The 17750-nt window shown below is 68.9% G+C and carries 15 protein-coding genes; 5 read left to right on the top strand and 10 right to left on the bottom strand.

The annotated features are described in order from the left end of the window. Positions 1–48: 48 nt before the first annotated feature. A complete protein-coding gene (locus tag ACWFRB_RS20930) occupies positions 49–981 on the bottom strand; it encodes a tyrosine-protein phosphatase (protein ID WP_452643181.1) in 933 nt (310 codons plus the stop codon). Between the two features lie 214 nt (positions 982–1195). Between ACWFRB_RS20930 and secG the strand changes: the two genes are divergently transcribed. The 3 genes from secG to ACWFRB_RS20945 all read left to right on the top strand — a co-directional run bounded on the left by secG (position 1196) and on the right by ACWFRB_RS20945 (position 4968). Further along, positions 1196–1429 (top strand): preprotein translocase subunit SecG, encoded by a 234-nt coding sequence (gene secG, locus ACWFRB_RS20935; RefSeq protein ID WP_452643182.1) that lies wholly within the window; start codon positions 1196–1198, stop codon positions 1427–1429. A 64-nt stretch (positions 1430–1493) separates the two neighbouring features. After that, positions 1494–4310, top strand: a complete 2817-nt coding sequence (ppc, locus tag ACWFRB_RS20940; RefSeq protein ID WP_452643183.1) for a phosphoenolpyruvate carboxylase — start codon at positions 1494–1496, stop codon at positions 4308–4310. 37 nt (positions 4311–4347) lie between these two features. Beyond that, positions 4348–4968, top strand: coding sequence for an isochorismatase family protein (locus ACWFRB_RS20945; RefSeq protein ID WP_452643184.1), 621 nt, complete (start codon positions 4348–4350; stop codon positions 4966–4968). Positions 4969–4983: 15 nt separating this feature from the next. Here ACWFRB_RS20945 and ACWFRB_RS20950 read toward each other — a convergent pair whose 3' ends face one another. The 6 genes from ACWFRB_RS20950 to tkt all read right to left on the bottom strand — a co-directional run bounded on the left by ACWFRB_RS20950 (position 4984) and on the right by tkt (position 13160). Further along, positions 4984–6378, bottom strand: a complete 1395-nt coding sequence (locus ACWFRB_RS20950; protein ID WP_452643185.1) for a DUF222 domain-containing protein — start codon at positions 6376–6378, stop codon at positions 4984–4986. A 344-nt stretch (positions 6379–6722) separates the two neighbouring features. Beyond that, positions 6723–7472 (bottom strand): 6-phosphogluconolactonase, encoded by a 750-nt coding sequence (pgl, locus tag ACWFRB_RS20955; RefSeq protein ID WP_452643186.1) that lies wholly within the window; start codon positions 7470–7472, stop codon positions 6723–6725. Continuing rightward, positions 7465–8373 (bottom strand): glucose-6-phosphate dehydrogenase assembly protein OpcA, encoded by a 909-nt coding sequence (gene opcA / locus ACWFRB_RS20960; RefSeq protein ID WP_452643187.1) that lies wholly within the window; start codon positions 8371–8373, stop codon positions 7465–7467. Before opcA ends, pgl begins: the two co-directional genes overlap by 8 nt. Then, positions 8370–9974: a glucose-6-phosphate dehydrogenase gene (gene zwf, locus ACWFRB_RS20965; protein WP_452643188.1), complete on the bottom strand. Its 1605-nt coding sequence runs from the start codon at positions 9972–9974 to the stop codon at positions 8370–8372. The genes opcA and zwf overlap by 4 nt, the downstream gene beginning before the upstream one ends. Further along, positions 9919–11052, bottom strand: a complete 1134-nt coding sequence (gene tal, locus ACWFRB_RS20970) for a transaldolase (protein ID WP_452643189.1) — start codon at positions 11050–11052, stop codon at positions 9919–9921. Before tal ends, zwf begins: the two co-directional genes overlap by 56 nt. A gap of 5 nt (positions 11053–11057) precedes the next feature. Beyond that, positions 11058–13160: a transketolase gene (gene tkt, locus ACWFRB_RS20975; protein WP_452643190.1), complete on the bottom strand. Its 2103-nt coding sequence runs from the start codon at positions 13158–13160 to the stop codon at positions 11058–11060. 265 nt (positions 13161–13425) lie between these two features. Between tkt and ACWFRB_RS20980 the strand changes: the two genes are divergently transcribed. Next, positions 13426–14409 carry a heme o synthase gene (locus ACWFRB_RS20980; protein ID WP_452643191.1) on the top strand — a complete coding sequence of 328 codons (984 nt, stop codon included), beginning with the start codon at positions 13426–13428 and terminating at the stop codon, positions 14407–14409. Between the two features lie 428 nt (positions 14410–14837). On the opposite strand, the gene ACWFRB_RS20985 is transcribed toward ACWFRB_RS20980, so the two are convergent. Then, positions 14838–15803 (bottom strand): quinone oxidoreductase family protein, encoded by a 966-nt coding sequence (locus ACWFRB_RS20985; protein ID WP_452643192.1) that lies wholly within the window; start codon positions 15801–15803, stop codon positions 14838–14840. Positions 15804–15836: 33 nt separating this feature from the next. Here ACWFRB_RS20985 and ACWFRB_RS20990 point away from each other — a divergent pair, with 33 nt between their 5' ends. Continuing rightward, the gene (locus ACWFRB_RS20990) at positions 15837–16202 is read left to right on the top strand and encodes a hypothetical protein (RefSeq protein ID WP_452643193.1); all 366 of its coding nucleotides are present in this window, start codon (positions 15837–15839) and stop codon (positions 16200–16202) included. Between the two features lie 91 nt (positions 16203–16293). Here the strand turns inward: ACWFRB_RS20990 and ACWFRB_RS20995 are convergent, their stop codons facing one another. Both ACWFRB_RS20995 and ACWFRB_RS21000 read right to left on the bottom strand, forming a co-directional pair. Then, positions 16294–16701, bottom strand: coding sequence for a hypothetical protein (locus ACWFRB_RS20995; protein WP_452643194.1), 408 nt, complete (start codon positions 16699–16701; stop codon positions 16294–16296). 69 nt (positions 16702–16770) lie between these two features. Continuing rightward, positions 16771–17739, bottom strand: a complete 969-nt coding sequence (locus tag ACWFRB_RS21000) for a COX15/CtaA family protein (protein WP_452643195.1) — start codon at positions 17737–17739, stop codon at positions 16771–16773. Positions 17740–17750 lie beyond the last annotated feature (11 nt).

Below are 17750 nucleotides of genomic sequence, written 5' to 3' on the forward strand. Positions count from 1 at the left end.
GCGCGTGGCTTCGTGCCGCGCGCCCACCGGCGTTTCGCGTGGGTCACATCAGCGGAGCAGCTTGGCCTTCAGCTTGCCGATGGTGTCCGGGCTCAGGCCGAGGCCCTCGGTCAGGTACTTGTCCATCGAGCCGTAGGACGCGGTGACCTGGTCGAGGCCGGCCTGTAGGAAGCTCGACTCGACGGTGACCAGCGGGATGAAGTTGACGTACGCGTCACCGAAGGCGCGCTTGAGGCCCTCGGTGTTCTTGGCGATCGAGTCCTTGGCGTACTCGTTGGTCAGCAGGTAGTCGTCCATGATCGTCTGGCTCGACACGCCCGCGATGCTGAGCAGCAGCGCGGAGGTCCAGCCGGTGCGGTCCTTGCCCGCGGTGCAGTGGACGACCTGGCCGCCGCCGTTCGTGTTCGCCATGTCGGTGAGCAGCTCGTTGAACTTCGACCGCTCGACGGAACCGGTGACGAAGGCGCGGTTCATGTCCTGCATCATCTTCCTGGCGTCGTCGGGGGACTTGATCTTCCCGAGCATCTCGTTGATGTTGCCGGAGAGGATGGGGATGCGCTTGTAGGCGACGCCCGCGGGCAGCACGTCCTGCTTCTGGGCGACCTCGTCGTCGGCGCGGAGGTCGTAGACGGTGGAGAGCTCGAGTCCGGTCAGGGTCGCCATGTCGGCCTCGTTCGGGACGATGGCGTTGGCGCGGTAGAACACCCCCTTGTTGACGTTCTTGCCGTGCGCTCCGGTGTACCCGGCTCCGGTGCCGGCGACATCGCGGAAGTTGTCGATGCTGGCGAGACGGGGAGCGTCCGGTGCGGTCTGGCCTGCGCCGACGCCACCGAGGCCCGCGGAGCCGGAGTTGAGCAGTTCGGCAAGCGCCGGGGGGACGACCGGGTCGGCCTGTGCGAGGCCCGCGCCGCTGAAACCGGCGAGCAGCACTCCGCTCGTCACCAGCAGGGATCCCGCGATCCTGGAACCGTGTCGAGACATGAAGAGCCTTCCGATCGGATTTGTGAGGTCTGTCGGGAGGCGAAGGTAGTCACGAGGGCGCTCTGCCGTCTCGAATGAAGGCGGTTTCTCCCGCTCAGCGGTCACAATTCGTGTTGGACGGCTCACAAGCCGGTCCGATACGAGGCCGTGGCGGGTCAAACGGTAGGCTTGGGCGACTTGTGGCCGTATCCGTCAGCGAAGGCGTGGAGATTACATGGAACTGTTCCTGGACATCCTGCTGGTGATCACCAGCCTGCTGCTGATCGTGCTGGTGCTGCTGCACCGTGGTAAGGGCGGCGGCCTGTCCAGCCTGTTCGGCGGCGGCGTGCAGTCCAGCCTGTCCGGTTCCACGGTCGTGGAGAAGAACCTCGACCGGCTCACCGTTTTCACGGCCATCGTCTGGCTGATCGCGATCCTCGGCATCGGTCTGCAGATCAAGTACAGCTGACGATCCCACCGGATCTGGACGTCGTGATCCTGCCGGGACGGGGCTGAGCACCGATACTGGTTCCATGAACCCGTTGCCCGTGCACGAGGGTCCGCGTCCCAACCACCCGGCCGAGCCTCCGCGGGAGGCCACCGAACCGCTGCGCGAGGACATCCGGCTGCTCGGCGGGATTCTCGGCGAGATCATCCGCGAGCAGGCGGGCGACGAGGTGTTCGAGCTGGTCGAGCGCGCGCGGGTCGAGTCGTTCCGGGTGCGCCGATCGGAGATCGATCGCGCCGAGCTGGCCGCCCTGTTCTCGAGCGTCGATGTCGGCGTCGCGATCCCGGTCATCCGCGCCTTCAGCCACTTCGCCCTGCTGGCAAACCTCGCGGAGGACCTGCACCGCGAGCGGCGCCGTGCTGTCCACGTTCGGGCGGGCGAGCCGCCGCAGGACAGCAGCCTCGCCGCGACCTATCGGAAACTCGATGCTGCGCAACTCGATCCGGCGACGGTGTCCCACGAGCTCGAGGGCGCATCGGTGGTGCCGGTGATCACCGCGCACCCGACCGAGACCCGGCGCCGGACCGTGTTCGAGACCCAGCACCGGATCACCGAGCTGATGCGGTTCCGCGAGCGCACGGAGCTGGATCCGGGCGAGCTGGCGGGGGTCGACCGCGACCTGCACCGGCAGGTCCTCACCCTGTGGCAGACCGCCCTGATCCGGCTCTCGCGGCTGCGGATCCAGGACGAGATCGAGGTGGGCCTGCGGTACTACGACGCGGCCCTGTTCGAGGTGGTCCCGCGGATCAACGCCCAGCTGCGCGCGGAGCTCCGGCGCCGCTGGCCGGAGGCGGACCTGCTCGCCGAGCCGATGCTCACCATGGGGTCCTGGATCGGCGGCGACCGCGACGGGAATCCCTTCGTGACGGCGGAGGTGGTGCGCCGGGCGACCAGGAGGGCCGCGGCCACCGCGCTCGAGCATCATCTCGGCGAGCTCGAGTTCCTCGAACGGGAACTGTCCATGTCGGATCGTCTCGTCGACGCCTCGGCGGCGCTACAGGCCCTCGCGGATGCGTCGGGCGACGACTCGCCGTTCCGTTCGGACGAGTCGTATCGGCGTGCGCTGCGTGGGATCCGGGGGCGGCTCACGGCGACCGCGGTCCGAATCCTCGGCGGGGCCGAGGTGGCACTCTCTAGGTCCGCCCTTCATCAGCCCGGCCTGGAGCCGTTCGGCACGGCGGCGGACCTGCTCGCCGATCTCGACGTGATCGATGCCTCGCTGCGTGGTCACGGAGACGAACTGGTGGCCGAGGATCGGCTCGCGACGATGCGGGAGTCGGTGCAGGCGTTCGGGTTCCACCTGTCCGGACTGGACATGCGGCAGAACTCGGAGGTGCACGAGCAGGTGATCGCGGAGCTGTTCGCCTGGGCGGGTGTGCATCCGGGCTATCGGTCGCTGTCCGAGCCGGAGCGGGTCGCGTTGTTGACGGCGGAGCTCGGGATGCGGCGGCCGCTGGTGGGGCCAGGGGCCCGGTTTGGCGAGTTGACCACCTCCGAGCTGGCGATCCTGGCCGCAGGGGCGGAGGCCGTGACGAGCATCGGCGCGGGCGCGATCCCGAACTACATCATCAGCATGTGCACCTCCGTCAGCGACATGCTGGAGGCGGCGGTGCTCCTCAAGGAGGTCGGCCTGCTCGATCCGGGGGCGAACGGGTCCGCGCCGTCGTGCCCGGTCGGCATCGTCCCGCTGTTCGAGACCATCGAGGACCTGCAGGGCGGAGCGTCGACCCTGACCGCGGTGCTGGATGTGCCGGTGTACCGCGCGCTGCTGACCGCCCGCGGCGGACGGCAGGAGGTGATGCTGGGGTACTCGGATTCCAACAAGGACGGTGGATACCTCGCGGCGAACTGGGCGCTGTACCGGGCCGAGCTGGACCTGGTGGACGCGGCGAGGTCGGCGGGGATTCGGCTGCGGCTCTTCCACGGCCGTGGCGGCACCGTCGGGCGGGGCGGGGGACCGAGCTACGAGGCGATCCTGGCGCAGCCGCCGGGCGCGGTGGCGGGATCGCTCCGCATCACCGAGCAGGGCGAGGTGATCGCGGCGAAGTATGCGGAACCGCGACTGGCGCACCGCAATCTGGAGACCCTGCTCGCGGCGACGCTCGAGTCGACGCTGCTGGATGTGGAGGGGCTCGGCACGGACGCGGAACCTGCGTACGCGGTGCTCGACGAGCTGGCCGCGGCGGCCAGGGTTGCGTACAGCGACCTCGTGCACGACACCCCGGGGTTCGTGGAGTACTTCACCACCTCGACGCCGGTCGCCGAGATCGGCGCGCTGAACATCGGCAGTCGGCCGGCATCGCGCAAGGCCACCAAGTCGATCGCGGATCTGCGGGCGATCCCGTGGGTGCTGTCCTGGAGTCAGTCCCGGGTGATGCTGCCGGGGTGGTACGGCACGGGGACGGCATTCGAGGAGTGGGTCGGCGGCGACCCGGCACGTCTGGCCAGGCTCACGGAGCTGTACGAGCGGTGGCCGTTCTTCCGCACCGTGCTCTCGAACATGGCGATGGTCATGTCCAAGTCGGACATGGGGCTGGCGGCGCGGTACGCGGAACTGGTGCCCGATGTCGCGTTGCGGGAGAGGGTGTTCGGCAAGATCACCGCCGAGCACGCACGGACGATCGCGATGTACAAGGCGATCACCGGCAACGACGACCTGCTCGCCGACAACCCGGGACTGCGGAGGTCGGTGCACAACCGGTTCCCGTATCTCGAGCCGCTGAACCACCTGCAGGTGGAGCTTCTGCGCAGGTACCGTTCCGGCGACGACAGCGACCTGGTGCGCCGGGGCATCCAGCTGACGATGAACGGACTGGCCACCGCGCTGCGTAACAGCGGGTAGCGGATCGACGCTCGACGAGGGAGGGGTGCGTCCGTCGGTGGCGACATTCGATATGACGGTCGAGGACTACGATTCGCGCGATCTGCTCGTGATGTCCGGAGGCCCGGGGTGGACGTTGGACGGCGAGCGTTCGGCGCTGCTCGTGCACGACCTCCAGCCGTACTACGCGGACGTGCTGGCGAGCGGGGTTCGTGCGCGAGTGGTCGCCGAGACATCACGGTTGGTTGACTGGGCGGTCGGTCGGGGGGTGCCCGTGATCGGGAGCGCGCCCCGCGCGGCCACCGATCCGAGGCAGCGGGGCCTGCTCGGGGAACTGTGGGGGATGGGCCCGACGGAGCGTCAATCTGCTGAGACGGCGATCGATTCGCTCGAATCCGGCGTGATGTGGGTGAAGAAGCGCAGTTACAGTGCCTTCTTCGCAACCGACCTCGCCGAGGAGCTGCGCCGCACGGGACGCGATCAGCTGGTTGTCGCGGGTGTTTTCGCATCGGCGGGCATCCTCGCGACGACCTTCGATGCGTTCGCGCGAGATGTGCAGTGCTTCGTCGCCGTCGAGGCGACCGCCGACCATACGAAGGACAGGCACGCCACAGCGCTCGGACTCATTGCGGAGCTGACCGGCCGGGTGGTGTCGGTCGAGGAGATCGTCGCAAGGTGATGTTGCGCCCGACACTCAAGCGGCGAAGGTGAATCGGTTCTGCCGGTTGTGAGCCGGCCGGGGTGATCGTTGGGAGTCGATCCATCTGGGCGGGCGGAACCATGGGTGCCCGTCGTCTCCCATGAAGACTTCCCAGTCGTTCTTGTGGATGAGCTGATGGTGAAATCGGCAGAGCAGTACCAGGTTCGACAGCTTGGTGTGGCCGCCCGCGGACCAGTGTGTGATGTGATGAGCCTCGGTCCAGGCGGCGGGTCTGGTGCAGCCGGGGAAGGCGCACCCGCCGTCGCGGGCGTGGAGTGCTCGACGCAGTTTCCTGTTGACGAGTCGGGTGCTGCGGCCGACATCGAGCGGGCCGCCCTCATCGTCCATGGCGATCGGGGTGATGACGGCATCGCAGGAGATGCGGGCAGCGAGGCGTGGTGAGATCGGGCCGAGCCACGGCATCCAGGCAGGTCCGCGTCGACGAGCGGCTGATCTGTGGTGTGGGTGATCGTCAGGGTCTGATGCAGCGTCGGGGGTTCCGGACGCGGAAGCGAGGTCGTTGGCATCGACGAAGATCATGAGGTTGGGGCGTTCGCCGCCTTCGTCGGGCGCTTGGCCGGAGTTCAGATATGCACGGACGATCTCGGTGAGAGCCTCGGCCCGGCGTTGCGCGGGGCTGCGTTCGTCCCGGTCGCTGATTCCGTCTCTGCTGGTTGCACCGGGGCGCGGCTTGGATAGCGCCGACAGCGCGGTGAGGAGGAGTTCGCCGGACTCGGCGTCCAGCGTGCCCCTGAGATGGACCCGCCCACCGAGACTGGGCGAGGCGAAGAACTCGTTGAGGTCGGGATTCTCTGCGTCTCTGGGTTTTCCGTCATCAGAGGATTCGATGATCTGCTTGAGTGCACGGGCTCGTTTGGCGAGGACGAGTGAGTCTTCGCCGTGGGCAGCGAAGAGCAGGTACTCCGCGCACGCCGCGGCCGCATCGACGTCGGCAGCGTTCCACGGGAGGTCGGCGTCGTCAGAAGCTGTGCCGTCGGACCCGCGATCAGCCGGGAACCGGTCGCCGAGATCGTCGGGGAGTGTGGTGAGGAACCCGAGTATGACGCGCACATGGTCGATATCGATCGTTCCGGAATCGAATGCGGTGGCGACTGCCGGATAGTGCACCAACTGATTCCCGAGCGTGACCACCTGATTGGCGCGGCCCGGCGTCAGACCCGCGGCCCCTGCCAGCCATGCTCCGGGCGAGGATGCCCCTGCGTTCTCAGCGACACAACGCTGGTCGATCTCATGCATCATCCGAACCCGCAACGCCTCGCACCGTCGCATCATCAACGACAGGGCGGGAACAAGGGCCAGCAACTCGGTCTCGTCGAGGCGCCAGGCGGCCACATCCTGCGGCGCGTCCAGCAACTCGGTGAGTTTCATGGAGCAAGTCTACTCGAATGTATGTTCGAGTTTGCCGGATTCGATCGCAGTTCTCGAGGTGCTGTGTGTTCGCCCAGCTTCATAGCTGACGCAAAGGTGGAACCGCAGCGCCCGTCCTAGCGTCAAACCCTCCAACGGCCGCAAAAGGCCGAGGAGGGGGTCCCGTGATGACCGACTGCTCAGGAGCGGCAGCATGGCGTGGGGGAGTCGACAAGCGGTCGCGGCAACGCCCCGCGATCCGATCCGGCTGCGGGCCCATCGGACCGCGCGGCGGGTCGGGTGTCCCCGAGATACATCCGGTCCGTCCTCCCGTCGTGGAGGACGAACCGGACGAGGGCTGAGCGTCAGCTCGTGGGAAGGCCCGCGGCAGCGGCCTTGTCGAGCATCCAGACGGTCGACTCGGAACCGATTGCGCCCGCGGCCGGGATGTCGACGGGGCGAGCGCCCGTCAGCGCCGCGCTCACGGCCTCGGCCTTGTCAGCGCCCGCGACCAGCAGCCACACGCGCTTGGCCCGCCGCACGCCAGGCAGCGTCAGGGTGACCCGCTGCGCAGGCGGCTTGGGGGAGTCGGTGACCCCCACGACGAACCGCTTGTCCTCGCGGACGGCGTCGGTGTCCGGGAACAGCGAATTGATGTGGCCCTCGCCGCCCATGCCGAGCAGGTGGACGTCGAACTCGGGGATCGAGTTTGACCCGGCGTGCGCGCTGAGCAGGTGGCTGTAGGCGACGGCCGCGGCATCGGGGTCGCCCGCGTACAGCCCGTCGCCGTACGGCATCGGGTGCAGGCGGGCAGCCGTCACCGGTACGTGGTCGAGCAGCGCCTCGTGCGCCTGCACCTCGTTGCGGTCCGGATGGCCCCGGGGGAGGAATCGCTCATCGCCCCAGTAGAAGTCGACCTTGGACCAGTCGACGGCGCCCGGGTTCTCCCGGACCTTGCGCAGCAGACCGATCCCGTTTCCGCCGCCGGTGAGCACCACCGCGGCCTCGCCGCGCTCGGCCTGTGCGGCGACGATCACGTCGACGAACTGAGTGGCCGCGGCCGTCACCAGCTCGTCGGAATCGCCGTAGGTCTGAACGCTCACGTTGTCACTCATAGTTCACCTTCGTCAGCCCGGAGAGCGCCGCGTGATAGATCTCGTCCGGGTCGAGGCGGCGCAGCTCCTCGGCCAGGCAGTCGCGGGTCTCTCGACGAGCAAGCGAGACAAGGGAATCGGGCGCCCCGAGTCGGCTCAGGGTCGCGGTCTTGCCGGTCTGCGGCCTGCTGAGCGTCACCGATCCGCTCTCGCGCTCCAGCTCGACCCTCAGCTCGCCTGCCACCCGTCGGACCGGCCCGTCGATCCGACTGGCCAGCCAGCCGGCGATCATGTCGACGGCGGGTTCCTCGGCCAGGCCGGACACCGTCGCGGAGACGATCCGCTCATACGGCGGTTGATCGAGCGCGGAGGTCAGCAGCGCCCGCCAATAGGTGATGCGACTCCACGCCAGGTCGGTGTCGCCCGCGGTGTACGACTGCAGCCGCGACTTGATCGTGGCCAGCGGGTCCGGTGCCCCGGTCGCATCCGTGATGCGGCGGATAGCCAACCGCCCCACCGGATCCTGTGCGGGGAACGGCGGGCTCTTGTCGGGCCACCACGCCACCACCGGGGTGTCGGGGAGCAGGAACGGCACGACCACGCTGCTCTCGTGGTCGGCGAGCTCACCGTGGAGCCGCAGCACCACTACCTCCGACGCGCCCGCGTCGCCGCCGACCCGGATCTGCGCGTCGAGCCGCGTCTCGGCCGACCGGTCGCCGCGCGCGACCACGATCACCCGACACGGGTGCTCGCGACTCGCCTCGTTGGCCGCGTCGATGACGTCCTCGGCGTTCTCGCTGTCCAGGGTGCACACGACCAGCGTCAGCACCCGGCCGAGGGTCACCGCACCGCCGGTCTCGCGGACCTCGACGAGCTTCTTGTTGATCTTCTCGGTGGTCGTCGAGGGGATGTCGATGATCACGGCCTTCTCCATTCACGTCCGGTGCGACGGAGCATCTCCTGCGCCGACTCCGGACCCCAGGTGCCGGCCTCGTACGGTTCGGGCTTGCCGGACTCGGCCCAGTGTTCGAGCACCGGGTCGAGGATCTTCCAGGACAGCTCGACCTCGGCGTTGACGGGGAACAGCGACGGCTCGCCGAGCAGCACGTCGAGGATCAGGCGCTCGTAGGCCTCGGGGGAGGACTCGGTGAACGCCTGGCCGTAGCTGAAGTCCATGTTGACGTCGCGGACCTCCATGGAGGACCCGGGCACCTTGGAACCGAACCGCATCGTCACGCCCTCGTCCGGCTGCACCCGGATCACCAGCGCGTTCTGGCCGAGTTCCTCGGTCATGGTCTTGTCGAAGGGCAGGTGTGGTGCCCGCTTGAACACCACCGCGATCTCGGTGACCCTGCGGCCCAACCGCTTTCCGGTGCGGAGGTAGAACGGGACGCCCGCCCACCTGCGGGTGTCCACCTCGAGGGTGATCGCGGCGAAGGTCTCCGTGGTGGAGTCCTTCGAGAAGCCCTCCTCGTCGAGCAGGCCGACCACCCGCTGACCGCCCTGCCACCCGCCCGCGTACTGACCGCGTGCGGTGGTCTCGTCGAGGGGCTCCGCGAGCCTGGTCGCGGAGAGCACCTTGATCTTCTCGGCCTGCAGCTCGGTCGGCTCGAAGCTGACCGGCTCCTCCATCGCGGTGAAGGCGAGCAGTTGCAGCAGGTGGTTCTGGATGACGTCGCGGGCGGCACCGATGCCGTCGTAGTAGCCGGCCCGGCCGCCGAGCCCGATGTCCTCCGCCATGGTGATCTGCACGTGATCGACGTAGTGCGCGTTCCAAATCGGGTCGAACAGCTGGTTCGCGAACCGCAGCGCCAGGATGTTCTGCACCGTCTCCTTGCCGAGGTAGTGGTCGATGCGGAACACCGAGTCCTCGGGGAACACTGTGTTGACGACCGCGTTGAGCTCCTTCGCGCTCTCCAGGTCGTGCCCGAACGGCTTCTCGATGACCACCCGTCGCCACTGGTCCTCCACCGGCTGCGCCAGCCCGGACTTGGACAGCTGCTCGCACACGATGGGGAACGCGGCGGGCGGAATGGCCAGGTAGAACGCGTGGTTGCCGCCGGTGCCGCGCTCCTCGTCGAGCTCGCGCAGGGTCTTGGTCAGCTCGACGAACGCCGCGTCGTCGTCGAAGCTGCCCTGCACGAACCGGATTCCCTCGGCGAGCCGCTCCCACACCTCCTCACGAAAGGGGGTGCGGGAGTGTTGCTTGACCGCGTCGTGGACGACCTTGCCGAAGTCCTCTGCCGCCCAGTCCCTTCGGGCGAATCCGACCAGGGCGAAGCCGGGCGGCAACAGGCCCCGGTTGGCCAGGTCGTACACGGCAGGCATGAGCTTCTTGCGTGCGAGATCGCCGGTGACCCCGAAGATCACCAGTGCGCACGGGCCCGCGATTCGCGGCAGTCGTTTGTCCCTCTCGTCCCGGAGTGGGTTGTCCCACCGCGGCGCGGAGCCCGTGCCCGGCACCGGGTCAGCCCTTGTCGGACGCGGCAGCGAGTTCCCCGGAAATGGCTTCGAGCAGCTCATTCCAGGAGACCTCGAACTTGTCGACTCCTTCGGTTTCCAACTTCTCGAACACCTCGGGAAGCGAGACGCCGGCCGCGGCAAGTGCATCGAAGACCTGCTGCGATGCGGCGGCGGTACCGGTGATGGTGTCGCCGGCGATGACGCCGTGATCGGCCACCGCGTCCATCGTCTTCTCCGGCATCGTGTTGACCGTGTTCGGCGCGACCAGCTCCGTCACGTAGAGCGTGTCGGAGTAGTCGGGGTTCTTCACGCCGGTCGAGGCCCACAGCGGACGCTGCACGCGGGCGCCCGCCGTCGCCAGCGCCGCGTAGGTGCTGCCGCCCTCGAACACCTCCTGGTAGGCCGCGTAGGCGAGGCGCGCGTTCGCGAGCCCGGCCTTGCCGCGCAGGGCCAGCGCCTCCTCGGTGCCGATGGCCTCGAGGCGGGCGTCGATCTCCGAGTCCACGCGGGAGACGAAGAACGAGGCGACCGAATGGATCTGGGAGAGGTCGTGGCCCGCGGCCTTCGCGGCCTCGAGGCCGGCCAGGTACGCATCCATCACGGCCCGATGCCGCTCCACCGAGAAGATCAGCGTGACGTTGACGCTGATGCCCTCCGCGATCACCCGGGTGATCGCGGGCAGTCCGGCCAGGGTGGCCGGGATCTTGATGAGCAGGTTCGGGCGGTCGACGATCTTCCACAGCTCGATCGCCTGTGCGACGGTCGCGTCCGTCTCGTGGGCCAGCCGAGGATCGACCTCGATGGAGACGCGGCCGTCCACGCCCGCGCTGGCCTCGAACTGCGGGGCCAGCACGTCACAGGCGTCGCGGACGTCGTCGGTGGTCAGCGCGCGGACCGTGTCATCCACGTTCGCGCCCCGGCCGGCGAGCTCCTTGAGCTGGATCGTGTACTCGTGACCCTTGGTGATGGCGCCCTGGAAGATGGTCGGGTTGGTGGTGACACCGACGACGCTCTTCTCCCGGACGAGGGCCGCGAGATTGCCGGACTCGAGGCGGCCTCGGGACAGGTCGTCGAGCCACACCGACACGCCTGCCTGCGACAGCGCGGCGAGATTGGCGTTCTGAACTGAATCGCTCATCGAGATCAACCCTTCACTCGGTCGAGGGTGCGGCGAGCCGCGGCGGTGACGGCCTCGGCCGTGAAACCGAACTCGCGGAACAGCGTCTTGTGGTCGGCGGAGGCGCCGAAGTGCTCGATGGAGACGGCCTCACCGGCGTCGCCGATGATCCGGTACCACGGCATCGCGATGCCGGCCTCGACGGAGACGCGGGCGCGGACCGCGGGCGGCAGCACCGAATCGCGGTACTCCTGGTCCTGCTCCTGGAACCAGTCCAGGCAGGGGACGGAGACGACACGGGTGCCGATGCCCTCCGCCTCGAGCGCCTCCCTGGCCTCGACGGCCAGGTACAGCTCGGAACCGCTGGCCAGCAGGATGACCTCCGGGGTGCCGGTGGAGGCCTCCGCGAGGACGTACGCGCCGCGCGCCACGCCGTCGACGGATCCGGCCTTGGTGCCCTCGAGCACCGGGATGTCCTGGCGGGTCAGCGCGAGCGCGGTCGGCCCGGTCTTGTTCTCCAGTGCGGTCTTCCACGCGTGCGCCGTCTCGTTGGCGTCGCCGGGACGGATCACCGCGAGGTTCGGGATCGCGCGCAGCGCGGCGAGGTGCTCGATCGGCTGATGGGTCGGGCCGTCCTCGCCGAGTCCGATGGAATCGTGCGTCCAGACGTAGATCGCGGGCGTCTTCATCAGCGCGGCCAGCCGGACGGCCGGACGCATGTAGTCGCTGAACACCATGAAGGTGCCGCCGTACGGGCGGGTCGGGCCGTGCAGCGCGATGCCGTTGAGGATCGAGCCCATCGCGTGCTCGCGGATGCCGAAGTGCAGGGTGCGGCCGTACGGCTGCGCGGTCCAGTCCTTCGTCGAGATCGACGCCGGGCCGAAGGAATCCGAGCCGTCGATGGTGGTGTTGTTGCTGCCCGCGAGGTCGGCGGAACCGCCCCACAGCTCGGGCAGGATCGGGCCGAGCGCGTTGAGCACCTTGGCCGAGGCCTTACGGGTGGCGGCGCCCTTGGCGTCGGGCTCCCAGGTCGGCAGGATGTCGGTCCAGCCGGCGGGGAACTCGCCTGCCTGCAGGCGGTCGAAGAGCCCCTTGCGCTCGGGCTCGCGGGCCGCCCATGCCTCGAACTCGGAATCCCACGCCGCACGCGCGGCTGCGCCGCGGACCGCGACCTCGCGGGCGTGCGCCAGCGCGGCCGGGTCGACGTCGAACGACTTCTCGGGATCGAAGCCGAGCGCCACCTTGACGCCCGCGACCTCGTCCGCGCCGAGCGCCGCGCCGTGCACGTCGCCGGTGTTCATCTTGGTCGGGGCCGGGTAACCGATGATGGTGCGCAGCACGATGATCGACGGCTTGTCGGTCACGGCCTGCGCGGCGGCGACGGCGTCGAGCATGGCGGAGACGTTCTCGCCGCCCTCCACGCGCTGCACGTGCCAGCCGTACGCCTCGTAGCGCTTGGCGACGTCCTCGCCGAACGCGATGGCGGTGTCGTGCTCGATGGAGATCTCGTTGTCGTCGTAGAAGACGATGAGGTTGCCGAGCTGCTGGACACCGGCGAGCGAGGAGGCCTCGGAGGTGACGCCCTCCTGCAGGTCACCGTCGGAGGCGATGACGTAGATGTTGTGGTCGAACGGGCTGGCGCCCGCGGCGGTGTCCGGGTCGAACAGGCCGCGCTCGCGGCGAGCCGCCATCGCCATGCCGACCGCCGAGGCCAGGCCCTGGCCGAGCGGGCCGGTGGTCATCTCGACGCCGACCGTGTGGCCGTACTCGGGGTGGCCGGGGGTCAGCGAACCCCACGTGCGCAGCGCCTCGATGTCGGAGAGCTCGAGGCCGTAGCCCGACAAGTAGAGCTGCAGGTACAGCGTGAGGCTGCTGTGTCCACAGGACAGGACGAACCGGTCGCGGCCGACCCATTCGGCGTCCGACGGGTCGTGCCGCATGACACGCTGGAACAGCGTGTACGCGAGCGGCGCGAGGCTCATCGCGGTGCCGGGGTGGCCGTTCCCCACCTTCTGCACGGCGTCGGCGGCGAGGACACGGGCGGTGTCCACGGCCTTGGTGTCTAGCTCCGTCCAGTCGGTGGGGTGCACCGGCTGGGTGAGGACGCGGATCTCGTCTGTGATCGACACGAGCAGAAGTCTCCTGACAGTGGGGGTACGGCGACGCGGTAACGCCAAGGGTAGTTCCGCGACAACACTAGTGCTCGCGCGCATCCCGGTCGATCGGTCGAAGGGTCGTGTCGAGACCGGGCGGTCTGTGCTGGAACCGGCGTTAGTGCGACCTGCGGTTCGGATCTGTTCACCGTGCCGTCTACCATCTTGTGTAGTAGTGCGAAGTCAGGCGCGCAGCGGTGCGCGACAGGATCAGGTGGTCACTCGCGTGTCGCAAGGAGAAATGGTGCGGATTGTGGAGCATGGCGGACACGGTCTCGCTGGTGGCTCCGAGCCCGTACAGGTGAAAAGGCCCGACACCCTCGTGGGTCGGGCGTTCGGGAAGGTTCTCGCCTACCTCGCCCTGACCAAGCCGCGGGTGATCGAGCTGCTGCTCGTCGCGACGATCCCGGCGATGCTGCTCGCGGATCGCGGCAACGTGAACTTCCCGCTCATCCTGAGCACGCTGTTCGGCGGCTGGATGGGCGCGGCCAGCGCCAACACGCTCAACTGCGTGGTCGATGCGGACATCGACAAGGTGATGAAGCGGACCGCTCGCCGGCCGTTGGCCCGCCTTGCGGTGCCGACCTCGCACGCGCTCGTCTTCGGACTTGTCCTCGGCGCCGGGTCCTTCGCCTGGCTGTGGTGGGCGACGAACCTGCTGGCGGCCGTGCTGATCGTGCTGACCATCGCGTTCTACGTGCTCGTGTACACGATGATCCTCAAGCGCCGGACCTGGCAGAACGTGATCTGGGGCGGTGCAGCCGGTTGCATGCCGGTGATGGTCGGGTGGGCCGCGGTCACCGGCTCGATCAGCTGGGAGCCGATCGTGCTGTTCCTGGTCATCTTCTTCTGGACGCCGCCGCACACCTGGGCGCTCGCCATGCGCTACAAGGAGGACTACAAGGCGGCGGGCGTGCCGATGCTCCCGGTCATCGCGACCGAGGAGCGCGTCACCAAGCAGATCCTCGTCTACACCTGGCTGACCGTGCTGACCACGCTGGCGCTGGTGCCCGCGGCGGGCGTCGTCTACGCCGCCATCACCCTGGTCGCGGGTGCCTGGTTCCTGCTGATGGCGCACCAGCTCTACGCGGGTGTGCGTCGCGGTGAGCCGGTGAAGCCGCTGCGCCTGTTCCTGCAGTCGAACAACTACCTCGCCGTGGTGTTCTGCGGGCTCGCGGTGGACTCGGTGCTGGGCATGGACACGATCGGCTCCTTCTTCAGCTGATCGCGGGGCGGTCGCTTCGTCCCTTCACCTCTGCCGAGTGTCCTTGATTCGGCGAGATGGCTCCCGCTCGGCGGCCCCGGCGAGGTCGTCCTGCCGAAGGTAGAACGCCCACAGGTCCTCGGTGTACGCGTGGCCATCGCCGTGCGCACGAGGGATCACCCACCGCTCGCATCGACAGACCTGCCGCCCGGCCCCGTCCGTACCTCGATCACGGCAGCGACGATTTCGGTCACGGTCGGCCCCGGTTCGGTACCGGGTCCGGTTCTCGGGTCGCCTGCGGCGGGCGCCCGCCGCAGCAGCGCGATAGAGCGCAAAGAACTTCTCTGACCTGCCGATACCCTCGAGGCCAGTGTCCCTTTACGGCGTAAGGCATTGACTCCGTATGACGTAAAGAGATGTGGAGGCTGCCTGTTGGGTGGCCGGCGCGCCTAGGGGACCAGCACGATCGAGCCGGTGGTGCGGCGGCCCTGCAGATCGCGATGTGCCCGCTCGGCCTGATCGAGCGGGTACTGCGCGCCAACCCGGATCTTCACGGAGCCGTCCCGGATCGCCTCGAACACCTCGCTCGAACGCCACAGCAGCTCGTCGCGGTCGCGGGTGTAGTGCGCGAGGGTGGGGCGGGTCAGGAACACCGAGCCCGCCGGGTTGAGTCGTTGCGGATCGAACGGCGGCACCGGCCCGCTGGCCGCCCCGAACAGGGCGAGCGTGCCCCGGATCCGGACCGACGCGAGGCTGGCCTCGAAGGTGTCGGCGCCGACGCCGTCGAACGCCGCCGCCACGCCCTCCCCATCGGTGAGCGCCCGGACCCGCTGCGCGAGGTCGTCTGTGTAGCGCAGCACCTCCGCCGCGCCCGCCTCCCGGGACAGCAGTTCCTTCTCGTCCGAGGACACGGTGGTGATCACGCGCGCGCCCCTGGCGACCGCCAGCTGCGTCAGCACCAGGCCGACCCCGCCCGCGCCAGCGTGCACGAGCACGGTGTCGCCGGGCTCGACGTAGTAGACCGAGTTCATCAGGTAGTGCGCAGTCATGCCCTGTAGGAGCACCGAGGCGGCCTCGGGGGCGCCGACACCCTCCGGTACCGGCACTGCCACCGCGGCGGGCACCACGACCCTCTCCGCGTAGCTGCCCGGCGCCGAGGACCACGCCACCCGGTCGCCGACGCGGACGCCGGTGACATCGGAGCCCACCGCCTCGACGACGCCGCTGCCCTCGAGCCCGGGGACGTACGGAAGGTCGACGGCATAGGCGCCGGTCCGGTAGTAGGTGTCGATGTAGTTCACGCCGATCGCGTCCGTGCGGACCAACAGGTCCGCGGCGCCCTGTGCCGGGTCGGGGATCTCGGACATTCGGAGTACCTCGGGGCCGCCGAACTCGGTCACGGTGATTGCGCGCATGACCCTATTTCTACTCTCCAGTATTCTGACGCCATGACTGTGGACACCCAGGACTCCGGCGCGAGCGCCCCGGCCGTATCGCTGCCCCCGCGGACCGTCGCCGCGGTGAAGAAGTTCGTTGCCGAGCACGGCGGTTCGGCCTCGGCTGTGATCCAGCCGGTCGGTCTCGACGGTGTGCGGATCACCCTCGTCGGCGCAGACGGCGTCCTCGGCGACCAGGTCGTCGACGACCTCGCGACCGCGAACGCCGTGGTGGCCGCGGTCGACAACGTCACCGCCTCCGAGTGGGAGCGCGCCATCACCAGCATCGTCACCCCGCGTGTCGGTCACTGGCGGAAGATGGCCGGCTGGGTGGCGAACCAGACCCGCTTCCCGAAGGCGCGTAACGGTCTCGGCTGAGCCGGACACAAACGAACGCGGGCGTCCCGGTCACCTGACCGGGGCGCCCGCGTTGTCGTCGGGGGTTCGTCCAAAGGGCAGACCTACCAGATCAGGGAACGAAGAAGGTCCCGAAGCCTGGCGTCGCGATCGCCTGTGGATCGACGAATGCAACTACCTGACCTGCGCCCGGATGGATGGTCACGGGTGCGGCGTTCAATGTCGGAAACGACGCGGACCCTGATGCGCCGGTGGCGAGACTGACCCAGTGGACAACCGCGCTGTGTGGGTTACCGGATTCGTGAGTCCTGAGCACGCTCAGAGTGGCGACGCCCGGTTGTTCGCCCACCGTCGCGGCGAGCCTGGGAGTGGGCAGCTCGATCAGCGGGATAAAGGGATCGACCTGGAACGGAATGGTGCTCGGCGCCGCTGCCGCGGGACCCACCGCCAGCAATCCGACGGTCGAGAGGGACAAAGCTCCTGCGACAAGGACGCGTCTGAATGTTCTGGATGCGGTCATGCGGATTGACGGTACCCGCGAGATCGCATCCCGTCGCGACATGAATCGGGCCCATTGTTTCCGCCGTGATCATCTGGATTTCATGGGCTCCCGCTCGACCGGGGCGAGCTCACGGACCCGGCCCGCGGCATAGAGCGCCGCGGTCGCGGCCGTGCAGGCGCCCGCCAGCGCGACGTGCACGGTCACGAGGACGGCGGGGACATGGGTCCAGAACTGGACCAGGCCGACGCAGGCCTGCGCGACCACGACGCCGACGACGACCTTGAGGCGAAGGGTCACCGCGGCCCTGGCGCCGACCGCGTACAGCCCGAAGCCGAGACCCACCAGCAGGGCAAGGTAGGCGACCAGCAGCTCGGCGTGCAGATGCACCAGGTTGGTGATGTCGAGGTCGAGCCGCTCGACCGTGCGCTCGGGGTTCTTGTCGCCCGCGTGCGGGCCCGCGCCGGTCACCATGGTGCCCGCGACCAAGGTCCCGGCCAGCGCGACGCCCGACAGCGCGGTGAGCCAGCGCAGCTGCTTCGGCACGGTGCTCACCTCGACGCCGTCGTCGGGCTGGTCGATCTTGTGGTACAGGATCACCGACAGCCACACCATCGCCATCGACACCAGCAGGTGCACCGCGACGGTCCACCAGAGCAGCCCGGTCAGCACGGTGATGCCGCCGATCACCGCCTGCGCGACGGTCGAGAGCGGCATCAGCCAGGCGTAGGCGAGCACCTCGCGGCGGCGGGCGGCGCGGGTCACCGCGAGCACGACGGCCGCCGCGGTCGCCACCACGAGGAACGTCAGCAGCCGGTTGCCGAACTCGATGGCCTGGTGGAACCACGGCGCGGTCGCGGTCCCGGTGGGCACGAAGCTGCCCGGGTGGCACTGCGGCCAGGTGGTGCAGCCGAGGCCCGACGCGGTCACCCGGACGACGGCGCCGGTCACGGCGATACCGCCCTGCGTCAGGATCACCGCGACGGCGATCCATTTCTGCACCGCCAAGGAGGGGAGCGGCAGACGGTTGACCAGGCTCAGGAACCCTCGATACAGCACGCCCCCGATGG

Source organism: Rhodococcus sp. NPDC055112, assembly GCF_053607505.1.

Coding starts and splice junctions, on each gene's coding strand:
- ACWFRB_RS20930 (WP_452643181.1), bottom strand. CDS start 981: ATGTCTCGACACGGTTCCAGGATCGCGGGATCCCTGCTGGTGACGAGC.
- secG (WP_452643182.1), top strand. CDS start 1,196: ATGGAACTGTTCCTGGACATCCTGCTGGTGATCACCAGCCTGCTGCTG.
- ppc (WP_452643183.1), top strand. CDS start 1,494: ATGAACCCGTTGCCCGTGCACGAGGGTCCGCGTCCCAACCACCCGGCC.
- ACWFRB_RS20950 (WP_452643185.1), bottom strand. CDS start 6,378: ATGAAACTCACCGAGTTGCTGGACGCGCCGCAGGATGTGGCCGCCTGG.
- pgl (WP_452643186.1), bottom strand. CDS start 7,472: ATGAGTGACAACGTGAGCGTTCAGACCTACGGCGATTCCGACGAGCTG.
- zwf (WP_452643188.1), bottom strand. CDS start 9,974: ATGAGCTGCTCGAAGCCATTTCCGGGGAACTCGCTGCCGCGTCCGACA.
- tal (WP_452643189.1), bottom strand. CDS start 11,052: ATGAGCGATTCAGTTCAGAACGCCAATCTCGCCGCGCTGTCGCAGGCA.
- ACWFRB_RS20980 (WP_452643191.1), top strand. CDS start 13,426: ATGGTGCGGATTGTGGAGCATGGCGGACACGGTCTCGCTGGTGGCTCC.
- ACWFRB_RS20985 (WP_452643192.1), bottom strand. CDS start 15,803: ATGCGCGCAATCACCGTGACCGAGTTCGGCGGCCCCGAGGTACTCCGA.
- ACWFRB_RS20990 (WP_452643193.1), top strand. CDS start 15,837: ATGACTGTGGACACCCAGGACTCCGGCGCGAGCGCCCCGGCCGTATCG.
- ACWFRB_RS20995 (WP_452643194.1), bottom strand. CDS start 16,701: ATGACCGCATCCAGAACATTCAGACGCGTCCTTGTCGCAGGAGCTTTG.